Below are 18,330 nucleotides of genomic sequence, written 5' to 3'. Positions count from 1 at the left end.
AAATCATTTCAATTCTTGTCATTTGATTATTCACCTTTATGACGAATAACGAAACCTGAATCCTTTTTATTACCAGACTTTTTGTCTTTATTGTAAAATTCTTTTGCATTACGTTTTGGTTTGCGGCTACCACTAGCACTTGCATCATGGTTGTCACGTTTATCACGTTTGTTGCGACGACGGTCATTATCACGGTCATCACGGTTACGATCACCACGGTAACCACCACGACGGTCACCATCACGGCCACCACGTCCACGGTTATCTCTACCACGGCCGCCTTTACCTTTTTTGCCACCGCCATGACCACCACCAACATATTTAAATGGTAATGGTTTTTCACGTGCAATTTCAACTTCTGGTAGGGTGTCTGGATCTTGAACGGTTAAACTCAAGATATAAAGCGCTAATTCTTCAGGTGTAAATTCTGAAGCTAATTGAATTGCATCTCCTTTGAATTTGTCAAAGTTTGAACGAATAGTCTCATCAGCAAAGTCACGTTCAATTTTCTTAAGAGCAATTTTCTTTTTCGCTTGGAATGCTTCTTCTGCTGTTGCAGGTTTCAGTGGAAGCATTTGTTTTTTAGTCAATGTTTCAATCATTGACAAGTAACCCATTTCGTTTGGTGATACAAAAGTAATAGACTCACCTGTTTTACCAGCACGACCCGTACGACCAATACGGTGAACATAACTTTCTGGATCTTGAGTGATGTCGTAGTTATAAACGTGAGTAACTCCTGAAATATCAAGTCCACGCGCAGCAACGTCAGTTGCAACTAAAATATCAATTTGGTCCCCTTTAAAATCACGAATAACACGTAAACGTTTGTTTTGATCAAGGTCTCCATGAATACCTTCTGCACGGAAACCACGTAATTTAAGACCACGGGTAATTTCATCAACACGACGTTTTGTACGACCAAAAACAATAGCAAGTTCTGGTTGTTGAACGTCCATAAGACGTGTCATGGTGTCAAATTTTTCTTGTTCTTTAACACGAACGTAGAATTGTTCAACATTAACATTTGTTAATTCTTTGTTTTTAATTTGAACATGTTCAGGATTTTTCATGAACTTAACACCAATTTGTTTAATTGGAGCAGGCATTGTTGCTGAAAATAGGAGCGTTTGACGTTCTTCAGGAACACGACTGATAATAGCTTCAATATCTTCAAGGAAGCCCATGTTTAACATTTCATCAGCTTCATCAAGAATCAATGTTTCAACATGTTCTAGTTTCAATGCTTTACGTTTGATAAGGTCTAGTAAACGACCTGGTGTACCAACAACAATATGAGCACCGGATTTCAATGCTTTAATTTGTTTATCAATACTTGATCCGCCATATACAGAGCGAACTTTAACACCTTTATCACGACCAAAACGGAAAAGTTCTTCTTGACTTTGTACCGCTAATTCACGCGTTGGTGCAATCACTAATGCTTGGATGATATTGTCATCCGTGCGAATCTTATTCAAGGTTGGAAGACCAAATGCAGCTGTTTTACCAGTTCCTGTTTGAGCCTGACCAATAACATCCTTACCTTCCAAAGCTAATGGAATAGTCATTTCCTGAATAGGAGATGCTTTTTCAAAACCTGCTGTTACAACAGCTGATTGGATGTCTTCTGATAAGTTTAATTCTGTAAATTTCAATTGTTTCTCTTTTCTAAAAAAGCAGTGCGAAGCTGCCTTATAAGCCTTTTATATTATTTGTCGTTCAATTAACAACTAAACTAGTTTAACACAATAAAAATCAAAAAGATAGGAATTTAGTTATGAAAAGGTTTTTATGCTAAAATAAAGTTATGAACTATAAAGGTATTGTCTTTTTTGACCTAGATGGCACTCTTTTGAATGCCTCATCACATATTTCTTATGAAAACCGCCATGCTCTTAAACAATTACGTGCCAATGGCTATTTACCAGCAATTGCAACAGGTCGATCTGTAAAGGAACTCGATACTGTTTTAGAAGAATCTGGGATTGACTCTGTCGCTATGCTAAATGGTATGGTTGTTCAGGTAGAAGGCCAAATTATTTCTTCTGAAACAATTGATAAACAAGATATTAAAGACACATTGCAATTAGCCCGACGTTTAGGAGAAAGTATTGCTTATTACACCCCTAAAGAACTAATTTTAGCAGATTTATCTGAAGGTCTTAAACAACATTTCAAGTATTTTCATGGCCCTACTCCAAGAATCGATGACAACTACTATTTGGATCACGACGTTAATATGATTCTTGTAGGTGCTTCTAACAAAGACAATGATCATTTTTATAAGAAAGCTGTGCCCAGTTTACAATTCTTGCGTAATAGTCCATTTTCTATTGATGTTGTAAAAACAGGCTTCAATAAAGGCACAGGTGTTAACACTATAAAAAAATATCTAGGTTTAAGTAATCTACCAACTTATGGATTTGGTGACGGTGGGAACGACCTTGATTTATTAAAAGCTGTTGATCATCCCATTGCCATGGAGAATGCTATAGCTGAACTAAAAGAACTTGCTGAGTTTATCACCCATAAAAACACAGAAGACGGAATCCTTTTTGGACTCAAACACTATGGGCTCATCTAAAGTCTATTTTCTTACGATCTTTCTTGCAAAAAGTTTATTAATACAATGTTTTTTTGAGTCTAAGTCTATATCCTAAGTAATTGAGTTTAATGGTTTATGATGCGTTTTTAAACTATCTATTGTTAATTTTTTATATCATTTAAAGCCCAGAACAGTAATGTCCTAGGCTCTTTTTTTATGGTTTTCTTAACGTTGGGCCACTTAAAGGAGAAGCAAAATCAAATTCAGAAGCAATGTCCGTTTGCCACAAAACAGGGATGAGACTATTTCCGTCAAGATGCATGCCAAAGGTATATTTGATATTAGCACCACCGATTCCACCAATAATCATAATAGCTTGATTTGTCCCATAATCACCAACCAATTCATAATTGCCATTCCCACGATCATAAACCCCATTAAAATGTACACTTTGTGGTTGAGAATAGTAAGTATAAGTTTCTGATTGATCAACTCGACTTACTGTTCCATCAGCAGAAACTGTAATGGTCACTAACCAATCTGGCTCAACTTGGACAGTCCATGTACCAATACTAGCAACAGGTAGTGGCATTAAGGTTTGAAGAGCAGGTAGTGTTGCCACTTCTGGAGTTTGACTCATTCTGTTGACTTGCTCACCATTATTTGTCGTTTTTGCATCAGCAACTTGAGCAACTTCTTGAGCTGCAGTTGTTACAGGAAGCTCAAATGCTTGATCCTTTTCATCTAAAATTGGAAGAGTCGTCTGTTGATTAACATGACTTTGTTCTTGCACTTGTTGAGGAAGATTTCCTCTGATAGGTGAACTCGAAGTCAACTTTTTATCATCGACAGCTTTAAAAACTTCATTTGCATCTTTTTTACGAGTCATTTTTAAGTGACTAACTGGAATTGCTTTACTTATAGGTTGCTTTTTAGCACTTTTTTGTTCCTGACCGAAGCAAAGAATACTTGAGCATGCCAATGTAAGGACTAGGGTACTAACAGCAAATTTCTTTTTCATTTTTTTCTCTCCTTATTATGATCTTGATTGATGTCAAATCTCTATATGAAATGACTTGATTAGTGTTTAAAAAATGGATGTTCATCTGCCGCTAAGGATTGTCCTACAACAATTGAATTCTGATGATATACCATTCCATTATGGTTATTTTTTACACCAGCAGGAATTACTATAAATCTAGCGCCAGTAATATTAGCCATGTAACAGTCCTCTTGGATAACACCCGTACCTATTTTGTCCTGGCCGCTACTTATACTACCGTCAGGCTGCTTATACTCTAGAGTAAGGCTGCTATCATCAGCAATAATGATAAGGTCACCTAAATCATTTTCCCATGTTCCAACAATCGAAGAGAAATCTCGATTTTGTAAAGCGCTTAGTAAAGTTTGTGTTTCACTTATTTTTCCATTTTGTGCTCCAATAGTAGCACTTGTTGAATGAGAAGTATTTTCTTGACTACTCTTTTGACCACTATGATTAATAGTTTCAGATTGATTCACACGACTGGTATCTTGACTTATTTTTAATGCTTTCTTTTTCACTTTTGCTTTTTTAACTTGTGACTGACTAACGTCTTTTTTAAGCGCTTGTTCTTGAGGTTTGGCAGTGAAGAAGGTAATGGCTAAAAATGCGGAAAGAATCACAATAATGGTCGAAATAGCAAAAACTAATCTTTTTTTCATAATAGGTCTCCAAATGTCTTTTTATCATTATTTCATTTTCATTATATCACTTAAAAATATCATTGCAACACTTTTGTTACATTTTTGTAATAAAAGTCATACCAAAGACATATAAACTGTGGCAAAAAACACTTTATAACCTTATCAATACTTTAAAAGAGGCTGGGCAAAAAGTAGCTTCAAATAAAACCACGCAGAGATTTCAGTCTTGAAAACAATCAAGATGAAAAAATCACTGTGTGGTTTTTGAGTATTTGAAGTTTTAGAGTCGAGATTCTTAGCTAATTTCGTGAGATTCATACTCATGAAGAGGAATCCAACCTCCGTTTGGACGGCTTGATTGCCTCTGACATGGACTCTACGCACGCCAAAAACACTCTTCAATCGGCCAAAAACGGGTTCGACATCGATTTTCCGTTTGGCATAGATTCGAGAGCCATCTTCGCTATGTAATTCTTCCTTTATGAGTTCTTTAAAGTAATTCCAAGTTGGATTGTAATGGATCTGTTTCTGGCGACCACTTTCTGTTTTGGAAAGTTTTTCCAACTCTTCCGTGCTTTGTATTTTTTCTGCCTCATAAATCTTGAAATCCCGTTCAAAGCCATACTTATCTTTTCTACGAGAGTAATATTTAAAGGAATAAACAACACCATCTGGTTTAATGAATTGGTCTGTTTCTTCAAGGTAGTCCCAATTATTTGGATTAGTAGGACTGTTTTTATATTTCTTAGTCAATTCCTTCTGGTACATGCCATAGGGAATCAGAGGAGATTTCTCCAACTCATCAATGATAAAACTATAATTCTCCTCACTGCCATAACCGGCATCGGCGACAATATTTTGGAAGAGGTCCAGAGTTTGAATGGATTGGAGAAATGGTTTCAGGGTTCGGGTGTCCGTTGGATTTGGAAATATATCATATGCAAGAACATATTGACCATTGGTGGCAGCTTGAACATTATAGCCAGGTTTGAGCTGGCCATTCATCATGTGGTCCTCTTTCATTCGCATAAAAGTGGCATCGTGGTCCGTTTTGGAGAAAGAGTTACGCTCTTCTAGAATCTCTCTAGCCTCCTCATAGCGTTGCTTACGAGGGAGATAATCCTTTCTCAACTGGTTGCGCAGTTTCTTAATACGACGTCGCTTTTGTTTATTGGCAGAACCTCCCTTGATAACTTTTGGTTCCTCAGAAATTGATTTCTCAACTTCCGCCAAGGCCTGTTCAGTGTCTTCTAAAAGGCGCACTAACCCCTCGCTGGTTTCGCATTCTTCTTTAGACAGAGCTAGGTTTACCCCCTCTTGAACCAGCTGGTCATAGAGTTCTGAGATTTTTCCGTTTAGTGCCTCTTCGTATTTATCAACAGCTCTTTTCCAAGTGAAAGAGTAGAGATTAGCATCAGCTTCTAGCTTGGTGCCATCGATAAAGAGAGCATCATCTTCAATCATGCCATTCTCACGCATGAGGAGGGTGAAATAAATAAAGGCGGTCTTAATTAGGTTATTGGCATGTTTACTAGAACGAAAATTATTGATGGTTTTATAGCTAACGTAGGTGTCCTGGCTCAACCATTTCATGGGAATGACTTCTTCATTCATCTGAACTATTTTGCGACCAGAAAAGACCTGGCGGGCATAGGCGAAGAGCGTCATCTTCAAAAGCATGGCAGGATGAAAGGCAGGACGACCAGTGTGAGACGTCTCTTCAAGCAAAATATGATTTGGAATACTGTCCACAAAGAGACTGATTAATCTAACCTCATGATTCATTGGAATATCGTAGGCAAGATTTAATTCCAAACTGAGTTGATTTGTGTTATACTCTTTATACATAGTCATGGCTTTCTAGTTGTTTTGTCGTTATTATAATTATAAACCATGACATAGGAAAACGAGCATCTCCAACTGCGGAAATGCTCGTTTTTTCTATTCTGAAGCTACTTTTTGCCCAGCCTCTCTTCTTATATTTACATTTTTTCTTCTAGTTGAACATCGGGATATTTATCTGCAAACCAACGTAGGGCAAATTCATTCTCAAAGAGGAAGACAGGTTGATCAAATCGGTCCTTAGCCAAGATATTGCGGCTAGATGACATGCGTTGATCCAAATCAGCTTCATCAATCCAACGAACAGTCTTTTTCCCCATCGGTGTCATGACAACTTCTGCATTATATTCACCTTCCATACGATGTTTAAAGACTTCAAACTGCAATTGCCCCACTGCTCCTAGCATATACTCGCCGGTTTGATAGTTTTTATAAAGCTGAACAGCACCTTCTTGAACTAACTGCTCCATTCCCTTATGGAAAGATTTTTGCTTCATAACATTTTTAGGTGAAACTTTCATAAAGATTTCAGGGGTAAAAGTTGGAAGAGGTTCAAACTCAAATTTATTTTTTCCAACAGTTAAAGTATCACCAACCTGATAAGTACCCGTGTCATAAACACCAATAATATCACCAGCTACAGCATTCTCAACATTTTCACGAGATTCAGCCATAAACTGCGTCACATTAGATAACTTAGCTCCCTTACCAGTACGAGTAAAGTTAACCCCCATACCTTTTTCAAACTCACCAGAAACAATCCGTACAAAGGCAATTCTGTCTCTATGACGTGGATCCATATTTGCCTGAATTTTAAAGACAAAGCCAGAAAAATCGTTGTTTAGAGGATCAATAACCTTGTCATCTGTTGTTTTATGACCATGCGGTTCTGGAGCAAACTCTAAGAAAGTATCAAGGAAAGTCTGCACACCAAAATTAGTTAGGGCAGAGCCGAAAAATACTGGTGTTAACTCACCATCTAAAATAGCATCCTTTGAGAATTCATTTCCAGCTTCTTGCAAGAGCTCAATATCTTCAAGTGCTTGTTGGTAAAAAGGGTTACTTGCAAAAATACTTGCCCCTTCTTCTAAACTTGCAAAGCGTTCATCACCTTTATAGAGCTCTAGGCGTTCATTATGCAAATCATAAAGTCCCTCAAAAGCTCTTCCCATACCAATTGGCCAGTTCATCGGGTATGATGCAATCCCAAGAACTGCTTCTAGTTCTTCAAGCAACTCTAAAGGTTCACGACCATCACGGTCTAATTTATTGATAAAGGTAAAAACAGGGATGTTTCTGTGTTTAACAACTTCAAAAAGTTTTTTAGTTTGTGCTTCAATCCCCTTAGCTGAGTCAACAACCATAACCGCAGCATCAACAGCCATTAAGGTTCTATACGTATCTTCAGAGAAGTCCTCATGTCCTGGAGTATCTAGAATGTTAACACGTTTTCCAGCGTAATCAAACTGCATCACAGATGATGTCACCGAAATACCACGTTGCTTTTCAATATCCATCCAGTCAGATTTGGCAAAGGTTCCCGTTTTCTTTCCTTTAACAGTTCCAGCTTCACGTAATTCTCCTCCAAAATAAAGGAGTTGCTCTGTAATAGTTGTTTTACCAGCGTCCGGGTGACTGATGATGGCAAAGGTTCTTCTTTTTTTAATTTCTTCTTGTAATGACATTATTTTATTCCTTGAATGTTTGAAGAGTCATTTTAACTCTTGTAATAGTTTTGACATCAATCCTAATAACTACATTGGTTGATCTCCTTTATAATACATGTAAAAAGAGTCGTCTTTGATGACAACTCTTTTATTATAGCTGATTTTAAGTGCTTTCGCAATCTCTTACTTCTCAATTGTGTAAGCTAAAGCTTCCGGATTATTTTCTAAAGCTTTTACAAATCCTTTTTCAACAATTTTAGCTAATAAGGTTAAAATAGCCGTCATGAAAATAAAGTTAAAAACCAAATGTTGGCTATGAATAAGCGGTAAATTCATCAAGAAACCATAATTTCCTTTAGTAATTACATTAACAATCATAATAAAGAAATGTAAACTAGCTAAAAAGGTCACGATTTCTCGTACAGACAAGAGATCTCTATCATAAAATCTCATCAAATAGACCATACCATTAACAAGTAGAGCATAATGACCTAAATAAAAGGCAACATTAGAGATATGCCATAGAGGGTAAGGGTAATAATCTGGCGAAATTAAAGCCAAAATGGTCCCACCGATTCCTAGAAGCATAAACAGTTGTTTCCACTTGGTTTTATCTGGCAGGAAAAATACAGCTAACATGCCGATACGGCAATGGTATAAAGGAAGACTCTCTTGAATTGGAAAACCTTTCAATGCATACCAACCATAAAGTCCAATTAATTGCGTAAATTGAATGACTAAAAAGAGTTGACGAAAGCTCTTTAACTTGTAAAATCTGAAACTAGCTACAAGCAGTAAGGGAGCAATTAATAGTGCTGTCAGGAAAAATAAATGTGGAATCCCACTCGGATTGGTTGTAAAAAATTCCATGGTTAATCCTTTCTTCATTTCCTCATTATACCCTAAGATTGTAAGAGTGACAAGATTTTTCTGAGCTTACGCCCTATCGTGATGATCTTGTTGTCACTAAAGCATCAACAAGTCGCTCAAGGTTCATTGAGTTACTTCCTTTAAGTAAGATTTGATCAGTTGATTCAACTAATGCCTTAACATGTTGGCAAAGGGCTTCAAATTGATCAATCTCCTTATCTTTTCTAAAGAAATGCACTTTATTAATGGGGTAGATTTGACTGGCTAATTGCGCCAACTCTTCAATATCGTCTCCATAAAAAACAAGGTCAGTAATAAGGTTAGGATTCAAAGAACTGACTAATTGTGAGTGAAGAGCTACTGAGTCTTCTCCTAATTCTTTCATATCAGCTAATAGGGCTATTTTTTTCCCATTAGGATTTGCTGAAATGCTAGAAAAACTTTCTAAAATCAATCGTGTCGCTGTTGGATTGGCATTGTAGACATCTGATAATATATCTGCTCCATTAGCAGCTTTCAACCATTCTGTACGATTTTTGGTTAAAGAGACCGTCTCTAATGCTTCAATAATGTCTTCATCAGTTACAGCTAATAGTTTACCAACATAGGCTGCTACCATAGCATTACTGGCATTAAATTTACCTGCCAAAGGAAGTTTGACCTTCTCTTTAAGCACATTAGTTGTGAAGGTTAATCCAGTTTTTTCTTCCACAACATCTTCAACAAAAATCTCCTGATGCGGTCCAAAACGGATAATCATTTGATTGTCTGGAAGATAAGGATCAATGATTGCATCACCTGGGGCAATTAAAATGCCGTCTGAATCCATACCATCTGTGATTTGCATTTTGCCTTCTGCAATCTTATCTCGACTGCCAAAAAATTCTAAATGGGCTTCACCGATTAAGGTTACAACTGCAATGTGAGGCTTGGCAATTTCTGATAAGAGATGAATATCACCCAAATGGTCTTGTCCCATTTCTAGGACAATTTTTTCTGTATCATCAGGCATATGCAGTACCGTATAAGGCAAGCCAATTTCATTATTATAGTTACCTTGTGTTTTATAGGTTTTATAAGTGGTTGAAAGCACAGCCTCAATCATGTCCTTTGTACTGGTTTTACCATTTGAGCCAGTCACTGCAATAACGTCGAGACGCATTTTTTCAATATAATACTGAGCTAATTTTTGGAAAGCCACTAAGGTGTCTTTCACTAAAATATAAGGCTTGTTACTAATTACTTTCTCTGAGAAGGTTGCCACAGCACCATTTTCAAAGGCAATATCAATAAAATCATGCCCATCTCGTAAGCCTTTTAAGGGCAAAAAAAGGTCCCCTTTAGTGATTTTTCTGCTATCAAATTCGATTTGTCCCAGGGGAACGTCTTCAAACTCTGAGATGGCATTTTCTGCATCCACAACCTTCGCTATTTCATGTAATGTTAATTTCATATTCTATCCTTTTTGATTAAATCCTAATAGTTACCATAATATTATAGCACATTTTTAGAAAATGACTTGGACAATTAAAAGCATGTCATCCTAAAAAAGAAGACCTGAGTCTTCAATTGTTTATCTTATATCAGATGGCTTTCACGTTTTTCAAAGACCTCTTTTGCTAAATTAACAAGTTTTTCAATCAAGTCAGAATAACTCATCCCCATATTTTCCCATAATAGTGGGTACATAGACCACTGAGTAAATCCTGGCATGGTGTTTAATTCATTGAGGTAAATCTTACCGTCTTCTGTTAAGAAGAAATCGCATCGTGACAAGCCACAAGCACCGATTGCTCTGAAAGCTTGTTCTGCGTAACGTCGCATGTCTGCAACAATTGGTGCTTCAATCTCTGCTGGTATTGCCATTGTAATCTTATTGTCTACATATTTGGCTTTATAATCATAAAAAGCAACATCTTTAACAACTTCACCAGGAAGAGTTGAAGAAACTTGAGTATTCCCTAAAAGACCTACTTCTATTTCACGCGCCACTAGTCCTTGCTCAATTAAAATACGGCTATCATATTTAAGAGCTAATTTAATAGCTTCTCTTAATTCTACTTGCGTCTCAGCTTTAGAAATGCCAACAGAAGAACCCATATTCGCTGGTTTGACAAAAATTGGGAAAGTAAGTTTTTCTAAACTTTCAGCAATGGCTAACTCTAAATCCTCACCTTCGATATAGACAGTATAAGCAACTTGCGGAATACCTGCCGATTCTAAAACATGTTTTGTGGTGATTTTATCCATAGCAACACTTGATGATAGAATAGTTGTTCCCACATAAGGCATTTTTAAGATTTCTAAAAACCCTTGAATTGAGCCATCTTCTCCCATCGGTCCATGAAGAACTGGAAAAACAACAGCATCTTTCTCATAAATGTCGCTGGCTTTAATTTTCTGACTCATGTCCTTGGTTGCATTTGTCATCAATTTAGCAGAGGCCAATGGCTTTTGATCAAATGATTGCGTTTTGAAGAACTCCCCTTCTTGAGAGATAAAATAAGTCTTAACCAAAAACTTGTCATAATTAATAGCATTCATGACGCTTTCAGCTGAAAGAACTGATACTTCGCGCTCAGCAGAACGTCCTCCATATAATAATACTAATGTTTGTTTAGCCATTTTTTTTCCTATCTGAATTGAATTTTTATTAGATTATAGCAAAAATAAGAATACTTTTCAAAATCATTTTAAGCACTACTATAATTCTGTTCGATTCTCAATTGCCCGAAGCAAGGTCACTTCATCTGCGTATTCAATGTCTGAGCCAACGGCTAATCCGCGCGCAAGGCGTGTGACTTTAATCCCTGCAGGCTTTAAGACACGCGAGATATACATAGAGGTTGCTTCACCATCAGCTGTTGCATTGGTTGCAACAATGACTTCATTAACGTCACTATCCATTAATCTAGTAATCAAGGTTTTTAAGTTAATATCATCTGGACCGACACCATTCATCGGTGAAATTAAGCCGTGCAAAACATGATAAAAGCCATGATACTCTTGAATCTTTTCCATCGCTGAAACATCTTTTGACTCTTCAACAACTAAGATAAGACTTTTGTCTCTATTTGGATCTATGCAAATAGAACAAGGGTCTTCATCTGTAAGATTCCCACAAATAGTACAATAGGTTAATTCACGTTTTGCAGATAAGAGATTTTTGGCAAAATCATTAACATCTTCGTCACTCATTCCGATAGTATAAAAGGCTAAACGGGTCGCTGTTTTTACACCGATACCTGGGAGTTTAGAGTAACTTTCTATTAATTTTGCAATTGGGGTTGGATAAAGCACGCTTAGCTCCTTTATTGATTTGCATATTTTGTCATGTAAAGATTAATAATATCCTTAGCAATATATTGATGTGTCTTGGCTAATGGGTCACTAGCATGCGGGTACATGACTGCAACAGCAACTTGAGGATCACTGCTTGGTCCATAAGCCACTACATTTAAATTGAAAGTTTCAACCGTACGGCCATTGCTATCTTTTGCATAGGTTTCAGCAGTACCTGTTTTGGCACTGATAGGCGTTGCAGAACCTGCCAAGCCTTTACCTGTAGCATAAGGGCTAGCACTATTAACTACCTGATAAAAACCATCTTGAATGATAGACAGTTGTTCATCTGAAATAGATACTTTATTAAGTGCTTTGGGTTCAATAAGATGATTTAATCTCCCAAGCCCTTTCTTGTCATCTGCATCATAAATCCCTTCGACAAGATGAGGGGCCATACGATTTCCCTTGTTAGCAATGGTTGAAACATATTGGGCCAATTGTAATGTTGTGTAGTTATCAAACTGACCAAAAGATTCCGTTACGACATTTGAAACTGTGTAGTCATTAGTAATAAAGCCTTGGGATTCTCCTGAAAGATCAATGCCTGTGGCAGTTCCAAGTCCAAATTCTGCATAGGTTGATCGCAAGCGTTCCATGGCTGATTTCATACCATCTGTGGTTAAGGACATACCAACATGATAATCCTGTCCCATCATTTTCAGAGCAACTTGCACCATGTACGTATTTGATGAATATTCCAGTGCTTGAATAGCTGAAATGGCTTGTTGACCTGATGTAAACCAAGAGTTAATAGGTTTTGAATTTCCAAACTGAATGGGCTGGTCAATTAAAACTTGGTTTCCTGAAATCACAGAAGATTGCCATCCAGCAGCAAGGGTGGCACCTTTGACAACAGATCCTGGCGTAAAGACATTTGTAAAAGTGCCAAGTGCATTATCTTGCAAAGCTCCACTTTCAGTATCTCGACTTAAACCTGACATTGCTAAAATAGCACCCGTTTTAGGATTCATTGCAAGAGCATAGATTCCCTCAGAGTAATTCGCCAAACCTTGAGATATCTCTGTTTGATAGTGATTTTTGACAATAGCATTAACGTCTTTTTGAAAATCACTGGAAATGGTTAATTTCAAATTTTTACCATTTTCACCTTTATCTGTAATCTTGTCAGAAATGATTTTCCCATTTTTATCTGTTTTAATGTCACGTGTTTCATGACGACCCTGAAGCTCATTTTCGTAGCTTTTTTCCAAATAAGACGTCCCAACACGATCATCTAAGGAATAGCCCTTTTTGAGATAAGCATGCGCTTCTTCTTGAGGCAAGCCTGCTTCGCGGCTAGATACTTTCCCAATAATAGAAGCTAAGCTTGTCTCTTCAATCTTACGGTTCCAATCAGTGCTTACTGAAATCCCTGGCAGCTTTGACTGATTAGCAATGACATAGGCAATTTCTTGGTCAGATAAAGCTTTTGTTTTAAGGGTAACGGTATAAAAAGCTGCCGTTGCGTTCATCTGATTAAAAATAGCAATACGTTTTACTTCTTGAGGGGAATAAGTGAGATCACTTTCTTTAATGCTATCTATTGCATTTTGATAAACTTTAGCTTCGGTCAGGCGATTGCCATAAGAATCAAATTTTTTCTTTTTAGGGAGTTTTGTAACAACTTTGGCATAGACCTCTGGATCAGCCAAATAATAATCCTTCTTAGCTCTTTGTGAAACCTTATTATCAGAGAAAGTGACATAGTCGGATAAACGTTTTGCCAAAGTCTTGATGTCTTTCGCAGAAACTTTTGGGTTTCGTGTAAATGAGACAACATCTTTAATGTCATTAGCAACAATAACTTTACCGCTATGGTCAAAAATAAGGCCTCTAGGCTTAGAGCTTTTCACTTTATAAACAGTTGTTGCTTTGAGTTTAGCATCGTAAAAACTCTTGTTACGAATTTGCATATAGGCTAGGCGAAAAATCAAACTTGTAAACAGAAGGACAATAATCAAAAATAAGAGGTGGATACGCAAATGAATGGATGGATTTTTCTTGTTTTGTTTGCGATTTTCGTGATTGAAACTGATGACGATGCCCTCCATTTTTTTAAACTTCGCTTCCTATTTTATCATAATTTATAAAAATAAGGCTGAGAATAATCTTCTCAACCTCATCATTTTTTTCATATGTTTAGATTAATGACCTTCTTTTGGATGATGGAATGCTTTGTAGTAAAAGAGACTAACAAAGATAGCGCCACCAACAATATTTCCAAGGTAAACAAAGGTAAAGTTACTTAAAAATTGCATCCAAGTAGCTGCTGATTCAAAAATAGCTGCTGGAATAATAAAGGCATTAGCCACACTATGCTGAAAGCCTAAAGCTACAAACGTCATTACTGGGAACCAAATGCCTAAAATTTTACCTGAGGCATCACCTGCACCATAATTTAACCATAAGGCTAAACCAACAAACCAATTACACCCTATACCTGAAACAAAAGCTTGCATAGGACTAGCTGCAATTTTAGCATGTGCTACTTCGATGACTTCTTGTTTGAAAATACCTGCTGAGGTTAATCCTAAAAAATGCCCAAACACAAAGGCTACAAAAATAGCGCCAATGACATTAAATAGCGTAACAACTAACCAGTTTTTAACTAAGTCAGATAAGGTAACTTTTTTAGCAAAAAAACTTGCCGACACAGCCATCATATTACCTGTAATTAGCTCACCACCAGCCATCAGAATAATGATTAAACCAATTGGAAAAGCTGCTGCCCCTAAAATACTTGAAAAGGCTCCAAAGCTTTCTAAAGCACTCGCCGCAATCCTGACATACAAGAGATAGCCAAGACTAATCATGGCACCACCAATAAATCCTAAAATAGCCTTAGCAAGAAAGCTTTTTTCAATCTTGTGGTGACCAATTGCAATCGTTGTTTCTAAAATATTTTCTGGACTTTTCATATTAACTCCTAATGTTACGTGATTCACAAATGCATTAACTAGTATAGCAATTTTTAGAAAAAATGCAAGCACTTTCAGAGAAGATTTCAGAATTTAGATGAACTTACTTTAGAAGATTTGCCTTAAGCAAGGATTTCCATAGGAAAAGAGCTAAATAGAAATCCACTAGACCATGAATAACTGTTCCGACACCAACTAGAAGAACTAGTGATAAGAGATACTTCGGATCACCTCCAGCTGGTGACGTCATGAGGTAAACTGCAATCAGCTCACCCAAACCATGAATCAGGTTAATCAATAAGCCAAAAATAAAGGTTTTAAGAGGCTGTTCAATCCACTGAGGACTTTTTTTAAGAATGATACTCGCGATGAACGCAAAAATAATTTGCGACAAAGCACGCATCACAATAACAATAGGAAATCCTGCCATAAAGAAGCCTAAAGTTGTCCCAAACCCAACAAAAATAGCAACAGGAACAGATATAAAGGTTGCTAAAAATAAGGGGACATGACTAGCTAAGGTAAAAGAAGCTGGACCAATAATGATTTTCACCGGCATTATCATTGGAATTAAAATTCCAAAAGCCGTTAAAATTGAAGCGTATGCGATTTTTTTTGTATTTTTTTGCGTCATAATGTCTCCTTCAATTATTAATCATAAAAAAAATACTTACAAGTGTCAAGACACCTGTAAGTATTTTTTTTTAAATCTAGTATAAAATATGGGCCTTGCTTAGTGCTTCTTTTATCCGTTCAAAATCAGCAAGACTTGGACAAGCAATCAAATGACTATGAAGTCCTTCTGTCAAAGATGATAGAAAATGGCCTTTAGAGTCCTTTATAGCCTCTAAAAAAAGAGCAATGTCATCTTCATTTTTGATATTCAATGGCGCTGTTAACATGCCATAGACAGGATGGTCAATTTCAACAGTAAGAATTTGTCCGCCTTGCTCAAGAATAATTGAGAGCTCCTGGTAAGTCTCTTCCGGAGAGTGCTTACAAACTATTCTACCCGAATAGTAGTGGCTGGCAACAATTTCTCTTATCATATACCCTTTTGGCGTAGATAGAATATCTGCTCCCTGCGCCCGCAATAAAGCAATGTCTCCTACAATGACTTGTCTACTGACATCAAACACTTTAGCCAATTGTGAGGCCGATAAGGTCTCTTGACTAACCGTTAGCTTCTCTAAAATTTCTTTTCTACGGTCCTTAGCTTTCATTAATATCCTTTCCTAGCATTTTCTTACCACTATCATATCATAAAAAACCAGGTAAGAAAAAGAAGAAAAAATCAGGCCGTAGCCTGATTATCGTATTATTCACCACCTAGGTAATATTCAGCAGTAAGATTCAATTTTTCATCAAATTCGAAAACTAATGGTGGGAAATTTGGAATTTCAACGTCCATGATTTCGTCATCTGATAATTGTTTGATGTGCTTAACAAGGGCACGAATTGAGTTTCCATGTGCGCCAACAAAAACATTTTTACCATCAACTAAAGCTGGTGCAATTTTATCTTCCCAAAAAGGTAAGGCACGCTCTAAAGTAACTTTTAAGTTTTCTGCATCAGGAATAACTGAGTTATCAAGGTGAGCGTAACGACGGTCAGTATGTGCTGAATGCTCATCATCTTTAGCCATATTTGGAGGCAATACATCGTATGAACGACGCCAGATGTGAACTTGATCATCACCAAATTCTGCTGCAGCTTCTGCTTTGTTTTTACCTGTTAAACCACCATAATGACGTTCGTTTAAACGCCATGATTTTTCAGTTGGTACCCAAAGTTGATCTGAGTATTCAAGTGCAAGATTTGTTGTTTTAATTGCACGTTTAAGAACTGAAGTGAAGGCTAAATCAAATTCAATACCAGCTTCTTTAATTAATTTACCAGCATCAATAGCTTGTTGAGTTCCTTTTTCTGAAAGGTCAACGTCTGCCCAACCAGTAAAAAGATTAGCTTTGTTCCATTCTGACTCACCGTGGCGAGCGAAAACCAATTTTACCATTAGTTAATATCTCCTTTTATTAAAGGTTTTAAACCTTTTTCCTCTCTATTTTACAAAAAATAGACTAAAAAAGCTAGTATATTCCTGTATATTTTGAAAGACCTTAGTCATTCTCATGAAAAGTTTGAAAAGTTATCATTAACATACATTTTTTATTTTCTTAGGAATTCACTTGCCTTTGTAAAAGCCAAATGATAGAATAGAAAAAATTTGCCAACTTTAGGAGGTTTTATGGTCTCAACTGCTACAACAATTGGTTCATTTCACTTTGATAATTGTCTAATGAACGCTGCTGGTATCTATTGCATGACAAAAGAGGAATTACTTGCCATTCAAGCATCTAAGGCTGCTTGTTTTGTGACTAAAACTGGAACGCTAACGCCTAGAAAAGGTAATCCGGAACCAAGGTATCTAAAAAGTCCATTGGGCTCTATTAATGCAATGGGACTTCCAAACTTTGGTTATGAATACTACCTTGACTTTTTACTTGAATTAGATAAAAACACCACCAGTACCAATCACTTCTTGTCAGTGATTGGTCTAAGTCTTGACGATACTCATCATATCTTAAAAAAAGTTCAAGATTCTAATTATCGTGGTCTAGTCGAACTCAATCTGTCTTGTCCAAACCTTCCTGGCAAGCCCCAAATGGCTTATGATTTTGATACCACAAAAAAAGTATTATCAGAGATTTTCACTTATTTCAAAAAACCTCTAGGACTAAAATTACCACCCTACTTTGATATTGTTCATTTTGACCAAGCTGCTGCTATTTTTAATCACTTCCCGCTAACCTTTGTTAACTGTGTGAATTCGATAGGTAATGGATTGCTAATTGATGATGAAACAGTTACCATCAAACCCAAAAATGGTTTTGGTGGTATTGGAGGGGAATACCTTAAACCAACAGCTCTTGCTAATGTTCACGCTTTTTATCAAAGACTCAATCCTTCTATTCACATTATTGGAACGGGAGGTGTCAAAAATGGGCGAGATGCCTTTGAACATATTCTATGTGGGGCTAGTATGGTTCAAATTGGAACAGCCTTACACGAAGAAGGTCCCATTATCTTTGATCGGGTCACCAAAGAATTACAAAACATTATGCTTGCAAAAGGGTATGACAGCTTGGCTGATTTCCGAGGAAAACTCAAGTACCTTACTTAAATTTAAAAGAGACTACTTTAAAAAGTAATCTCTTTTAAACTTCTCTGCTGCTTTTAAATGGCCAATTTTTGAGGGTTTTAGCTCAGATTCTTTACCTTCAATTGCTGCTTTTTGTTTACCATTTTTAGGTAAAAAGATATTGGACATTATCATAATCAAAGCAATTTTGACTGCTGTGAAAATAACAAGGCCCAAAACGACATGATGTATCATAATAGCCCTCTCCTCTAGAATTATTAATTCTAGTATATCGGCTTTTCTGAGACATTGCAA

Annotated in this window: 16 protein-coding genes and 1 pseudogene; 2 read left to right on the top strand and 15 right to left on the bottom strand. The window is 36.7% G+C overall.

All coding sequences use genetic code 11. From position 1 onward, the window contains the following. Positions 1–26 precede the first annotated feature (26 nt). A complete protein-coding gene (cshA, locus tag Q9317_RS03165; RefSeq protein ID WP_003101114.1) occupies positions 27–1,658 on the bottom strand; it encodes a degradosome RNA helicase CshA in 1,632 nt (543 codons plus the stop codon). 152 nt (positions 1,659–1,810) lie between these two features. On the opposite strand from cshA, the gene Q9317_RS03160 reads away from it, so the two are divergent. Next, positions 1,811–2,587: a Cof-type HAD-IIB family hydrolase gene (locus Q9317_RS03160; RefSeq protein WP_003101113.1), complete on the top strand. Its 777-nt coding sequence runs from the start codon at positions 1,811–1,813 to the stop codon at positions 2,585–2,587. 175 nt (positions 2,588–2,762) lie between these two features. Here the strand turns inward: Q9317_RS03160 and Q9317_RS03155 are convergent, their stop codons facing one another. The 13 genes and pseudogenes from Q9317_RS03155 to Q9317_RS03095 all read right to left on the bottom strand — a co-directional run bounded on the left by Q9317_RS03155 (position 2,763) and on the right by Q9317_RS03095 (position 16,890). Further along, a complete protein-coding gene (locus Q9317_RS03155; RefSeq protein WP_003101112.1) occupies positions 2,763–3,569 on the bottom strand; it encodes a hypothetical protein in 807 nt (268 codons plus the stop codon). Positions 3,570–3,628: 59 nt separating this feature from the next. Continuing rightward, positions 3,629–4,252: a DUF6287 domain-containing protein gene (locus Q9317_RS03150; RefSeq protein WP_003101111.1), complete on the bottom strand. Its 624-nt coding sequence runs from the start codon at positions 4,250–4,252 to the stop codon at positions 3,629–3,631. 133 nt (positions 4,253–4,385) lie between these two features. After that, a pseudogene (locus tag Q9317_RS03145) lies at positions 4,386–6,082 on the bottom strand (IS1182 family transposase). Between the two features lie 134 nt (positions 6,083–6,216). Next, a complete protein-coding gene (locus tag Q9317_RS03140; protein WP_121791498.1) occupies positions 6,217–7,761 on the bottom strand; it encodes a peptide chain release factor 3 in 1,545 nt (514 codons plus the stop codon). A 165-nt stretch (positions 7,762–7,926) separates the two neighbouring features. Then, a complete protein-coding gene (locus Q9317_RS03135) occupies positions 7,927–8,613 on the bottom strand; it encodes a TMEM164-related integral membrane acyltransferase (RefSeq protein ID WP_121791497.1) in 687 nt (228 codons plus the stop codon). Positions 8,614–8,686: 73 nt separating this feature from the next. After that, complete coding sequence (locus Q9317_RS03130) at positions 8,687–10,066, bottom strand: UDP-N-acetylmuramoyl-tripeptide--D-alanyl-D-alanine ligase (protein ID WP_003101106.1); 1,380 nt, start codon at positions 10,064–10,066, stop codon at positions 8,687–8,689. Between the two features lie 125 nt (positions 10,067–10,191). Further along, entirely contained in the window at positions 10,192–11,238 is a 1,047-nt protein-coding gene (locus Q9317_RS03125) for a D-alanine--D-alanine ligase (RefSeq protein WP_003101104.1), read from the bottom strand. Between the two features lie 78 nt (positions 11,239–11,316). Continuing rightward, positions 11,317–11,913 (bottom strand): recombination mediator RecR, encoded by a 597-nt coding sequence (gene recR, locus Q9317_RS03120; RefSeq protein WP_003101102.1) that lies wholly within the window; start codon positions 11,911–11,913, stop codon positions 11,317–11,319. 11 nt (positions 11,914–11,924) lie between these two features. Then, complete coding sequence (gene pbp2b / locus Q9317_RS03115; protein ID WP_305981575.1) at positions 11,925–14,009, bottom strand: penicillin-binding protein PBP2B; 2,085 nt, start codon at positions 14,007–14,009, stop codon at positions 11,925–11,927. Positions 14,010–14,102: 93 nt separating this feature from the next. Further along, positions 14,103–14,876 carry a formate/nitrite transporter family protein gene (locus tag Q9317_RS03110; RefSeq protein WP_003101099.1) on the bottom strand — a complete coding sequence of 258 codons (774 nt, stop codon included), beginning with the start codon at positions 14,874–14,876 and terminating at the stop codon, positions 14,103–14,105. 103 nt (positions 14,877–14,979) lie between these two features. Then, positions 14,980–15,510, bottom strand: a complete 531-nt coding sequence (locus tag Q9317_RS03105) for a hypothetical protein (RefSeq protein ID WP_003101097.1) — start codon at positions 15,508–15,510, stop codon at positions 14,980–14,982. Between the two features lie 76 nt (positions 15,511–15,586). Further along, positions 15,587–16,099 carry a transcription repressor NadR gene (locus Q9317_RS03100; protein WP_003101096.1) on the bottom strand — a complete coding sequence of 171 codons (513 nt, stop codon included), beginning with the start codon at positions 16,097–16,099 and terminating at the stop codon, positions 15,587–15,589. Between the two features lie 95 nt (positions 16,100–16,194). Continuing rightward, complete coding sequence (locus tag Q9317_RS03095; RefSeq protein WP_003101094.1) at positions 16,195–16,890, bottom strand: phosphoglycerate mutase; 696 nt, start codon at positions 16,888–16,890, stop codon at positions 16,195–16,197. Between the two features lie 231 nt (positions 16,891–17,121). On the opposite strand from Q9317_RS03095, the gene Q9317_RS03090 reads away from it, so the two are divergent. Beyond that, a complete protein-coding gene (locus Q9317_RS03090; RefSeq protein ID WP_016355865.1) occupies positions 17,122–18,057 on the top strand; it encodes a dihydroorotate oxidase in 936 nt (311 codons plus the stop codon). A 12-nt stretch (positions 18,058–18,069) separates the two neighbouring features. Here Q9317_RS03090 and Q9317_RS03085 read toward each other — a convergent pair whose 3' ends face one another. Next, positions 18,070–18,270: a hypothetical protein gene (locus Q9317_RS03085; RefSeq protein ID WP_003101091.1), complete on the bottom strand. Its 201-nt coding sequence runs from the start codon at positions 18,268–18,270 to the stop codon at positions 18,070–18,072. Positions 18,271–18,330 lie beyond the last annotated feature (60 nt).

It is taken from the genome of Streptococcus iniae, from assembly GCF_030732225.1.
Lineage (GTDB): Bacteria > Bacillota > Bacilli > Lactobacillales > Streptococcaceae > Streptococcus > Streptococcus iniae.
The sequence above is the reverse complement of the archived record's forward strand: the minus strand, read 5'-3'. Positions and strand labels throughout refer to the sequence as shown.

Bases quoted from the DNA above. Each gene is read 5' to 3' on its own strand.
- Q9317_RS03160 (WP_003101113.1), top strand. From the start codon at position 1,811: ATGAACTATAAAGGTATTGTCTTTTTTGACCTAGATGGCACTCTTTTG.
- Q9317_RS03155 (WP_003101112.1), bottom strand. From the start codon at position 3,569: ATGAAAAAGAAATTTGCTGTTAGTACCCTAGTCCTTACATTGGCATGC.
- Q9317_RS03150 (WP_003101111.1), bottom strand. From the start codon at position 4,252: ATGAAAAAAAGATTAGTTTTTGCTATTTCGACCATTATTGTGATTCTT.
- Q9317_RS03140 (WP_121791498.1), bottom strand. From the start codon at position 7,761: ATGTCATTACAAGAAGAAATTAAAAAAAGAAGAACCTTTGCCATCATC.
- Q9317_RS03135 (WP_121791497.1), bottom strand. From the start codon at position 8,613: ATGGAATTTTTTACAACCAATCCGAGTGGGATTCCACATTTATTTTTC.
- Q9317_RS03130 (WP_003101106.1), bottom strand. From the start codon at position 10,066: ATGAAATTAACATTACATGAAATAGCGAAGGTTGTGGATGCAGAAAAT.
- Q9317_RS03125 (WP_003101104.1), bottom strand. From the start codon at position 11,238: ATGGCTAAACAAACATTAGTATTATTATATGGAGGACGTTCTGCTGAG.
- pbp2b (WP_305981575.1), bottom strand. From the start codon at position 14,009: ATGGAGGGCATCGTCATCAGTTTCAATCACGAAAATCGCAAACAAAAC.
- Q9317_RS03110 (WP_003101099.1), bottom strand. From the start codon at position 14,876: ATGAAAAGTCCAGAAAATATTTTAGAAACAACGATTGCAATTGGTCAC.
- Q9317_RS03105 (WP_003101097.1), bottom strand. From the start codon at position 15,510: ATGACGCAAAAAAATACAAAAAAAATCGCATACGCTTCAATTTTAACG.
- Q9317_RS03100 (WP_003101096.1), bottom strand. From the start codon at position 16,099: ATGAAAGCTAAGGACCGTAGAAAAGAAATTTTAGAGAAGCTAACGGTT.
- Q9317_RS03095 (WP_003101094.1), bottom strand. From the start codon at position 16,890: ATGGTAAAATTGGTTTTCGCTCGCCACGGTGAGTCAGAATGGAACAAA.
- Q9317_RS03090 (WP_016355865.1), top strand. From the start codon at position 17,122: ATGGTCTCAACTGCTACAACAATTGGTTCATTTCACTTTGATAATTGT.
- Q9317_RS03085 (WP_003101091.1), bottom strand. From the start codon at position 18,270: ATGATACATCATGTCGTTTTGGGCCTTGTTATTTTCACAGCAGTCAAA.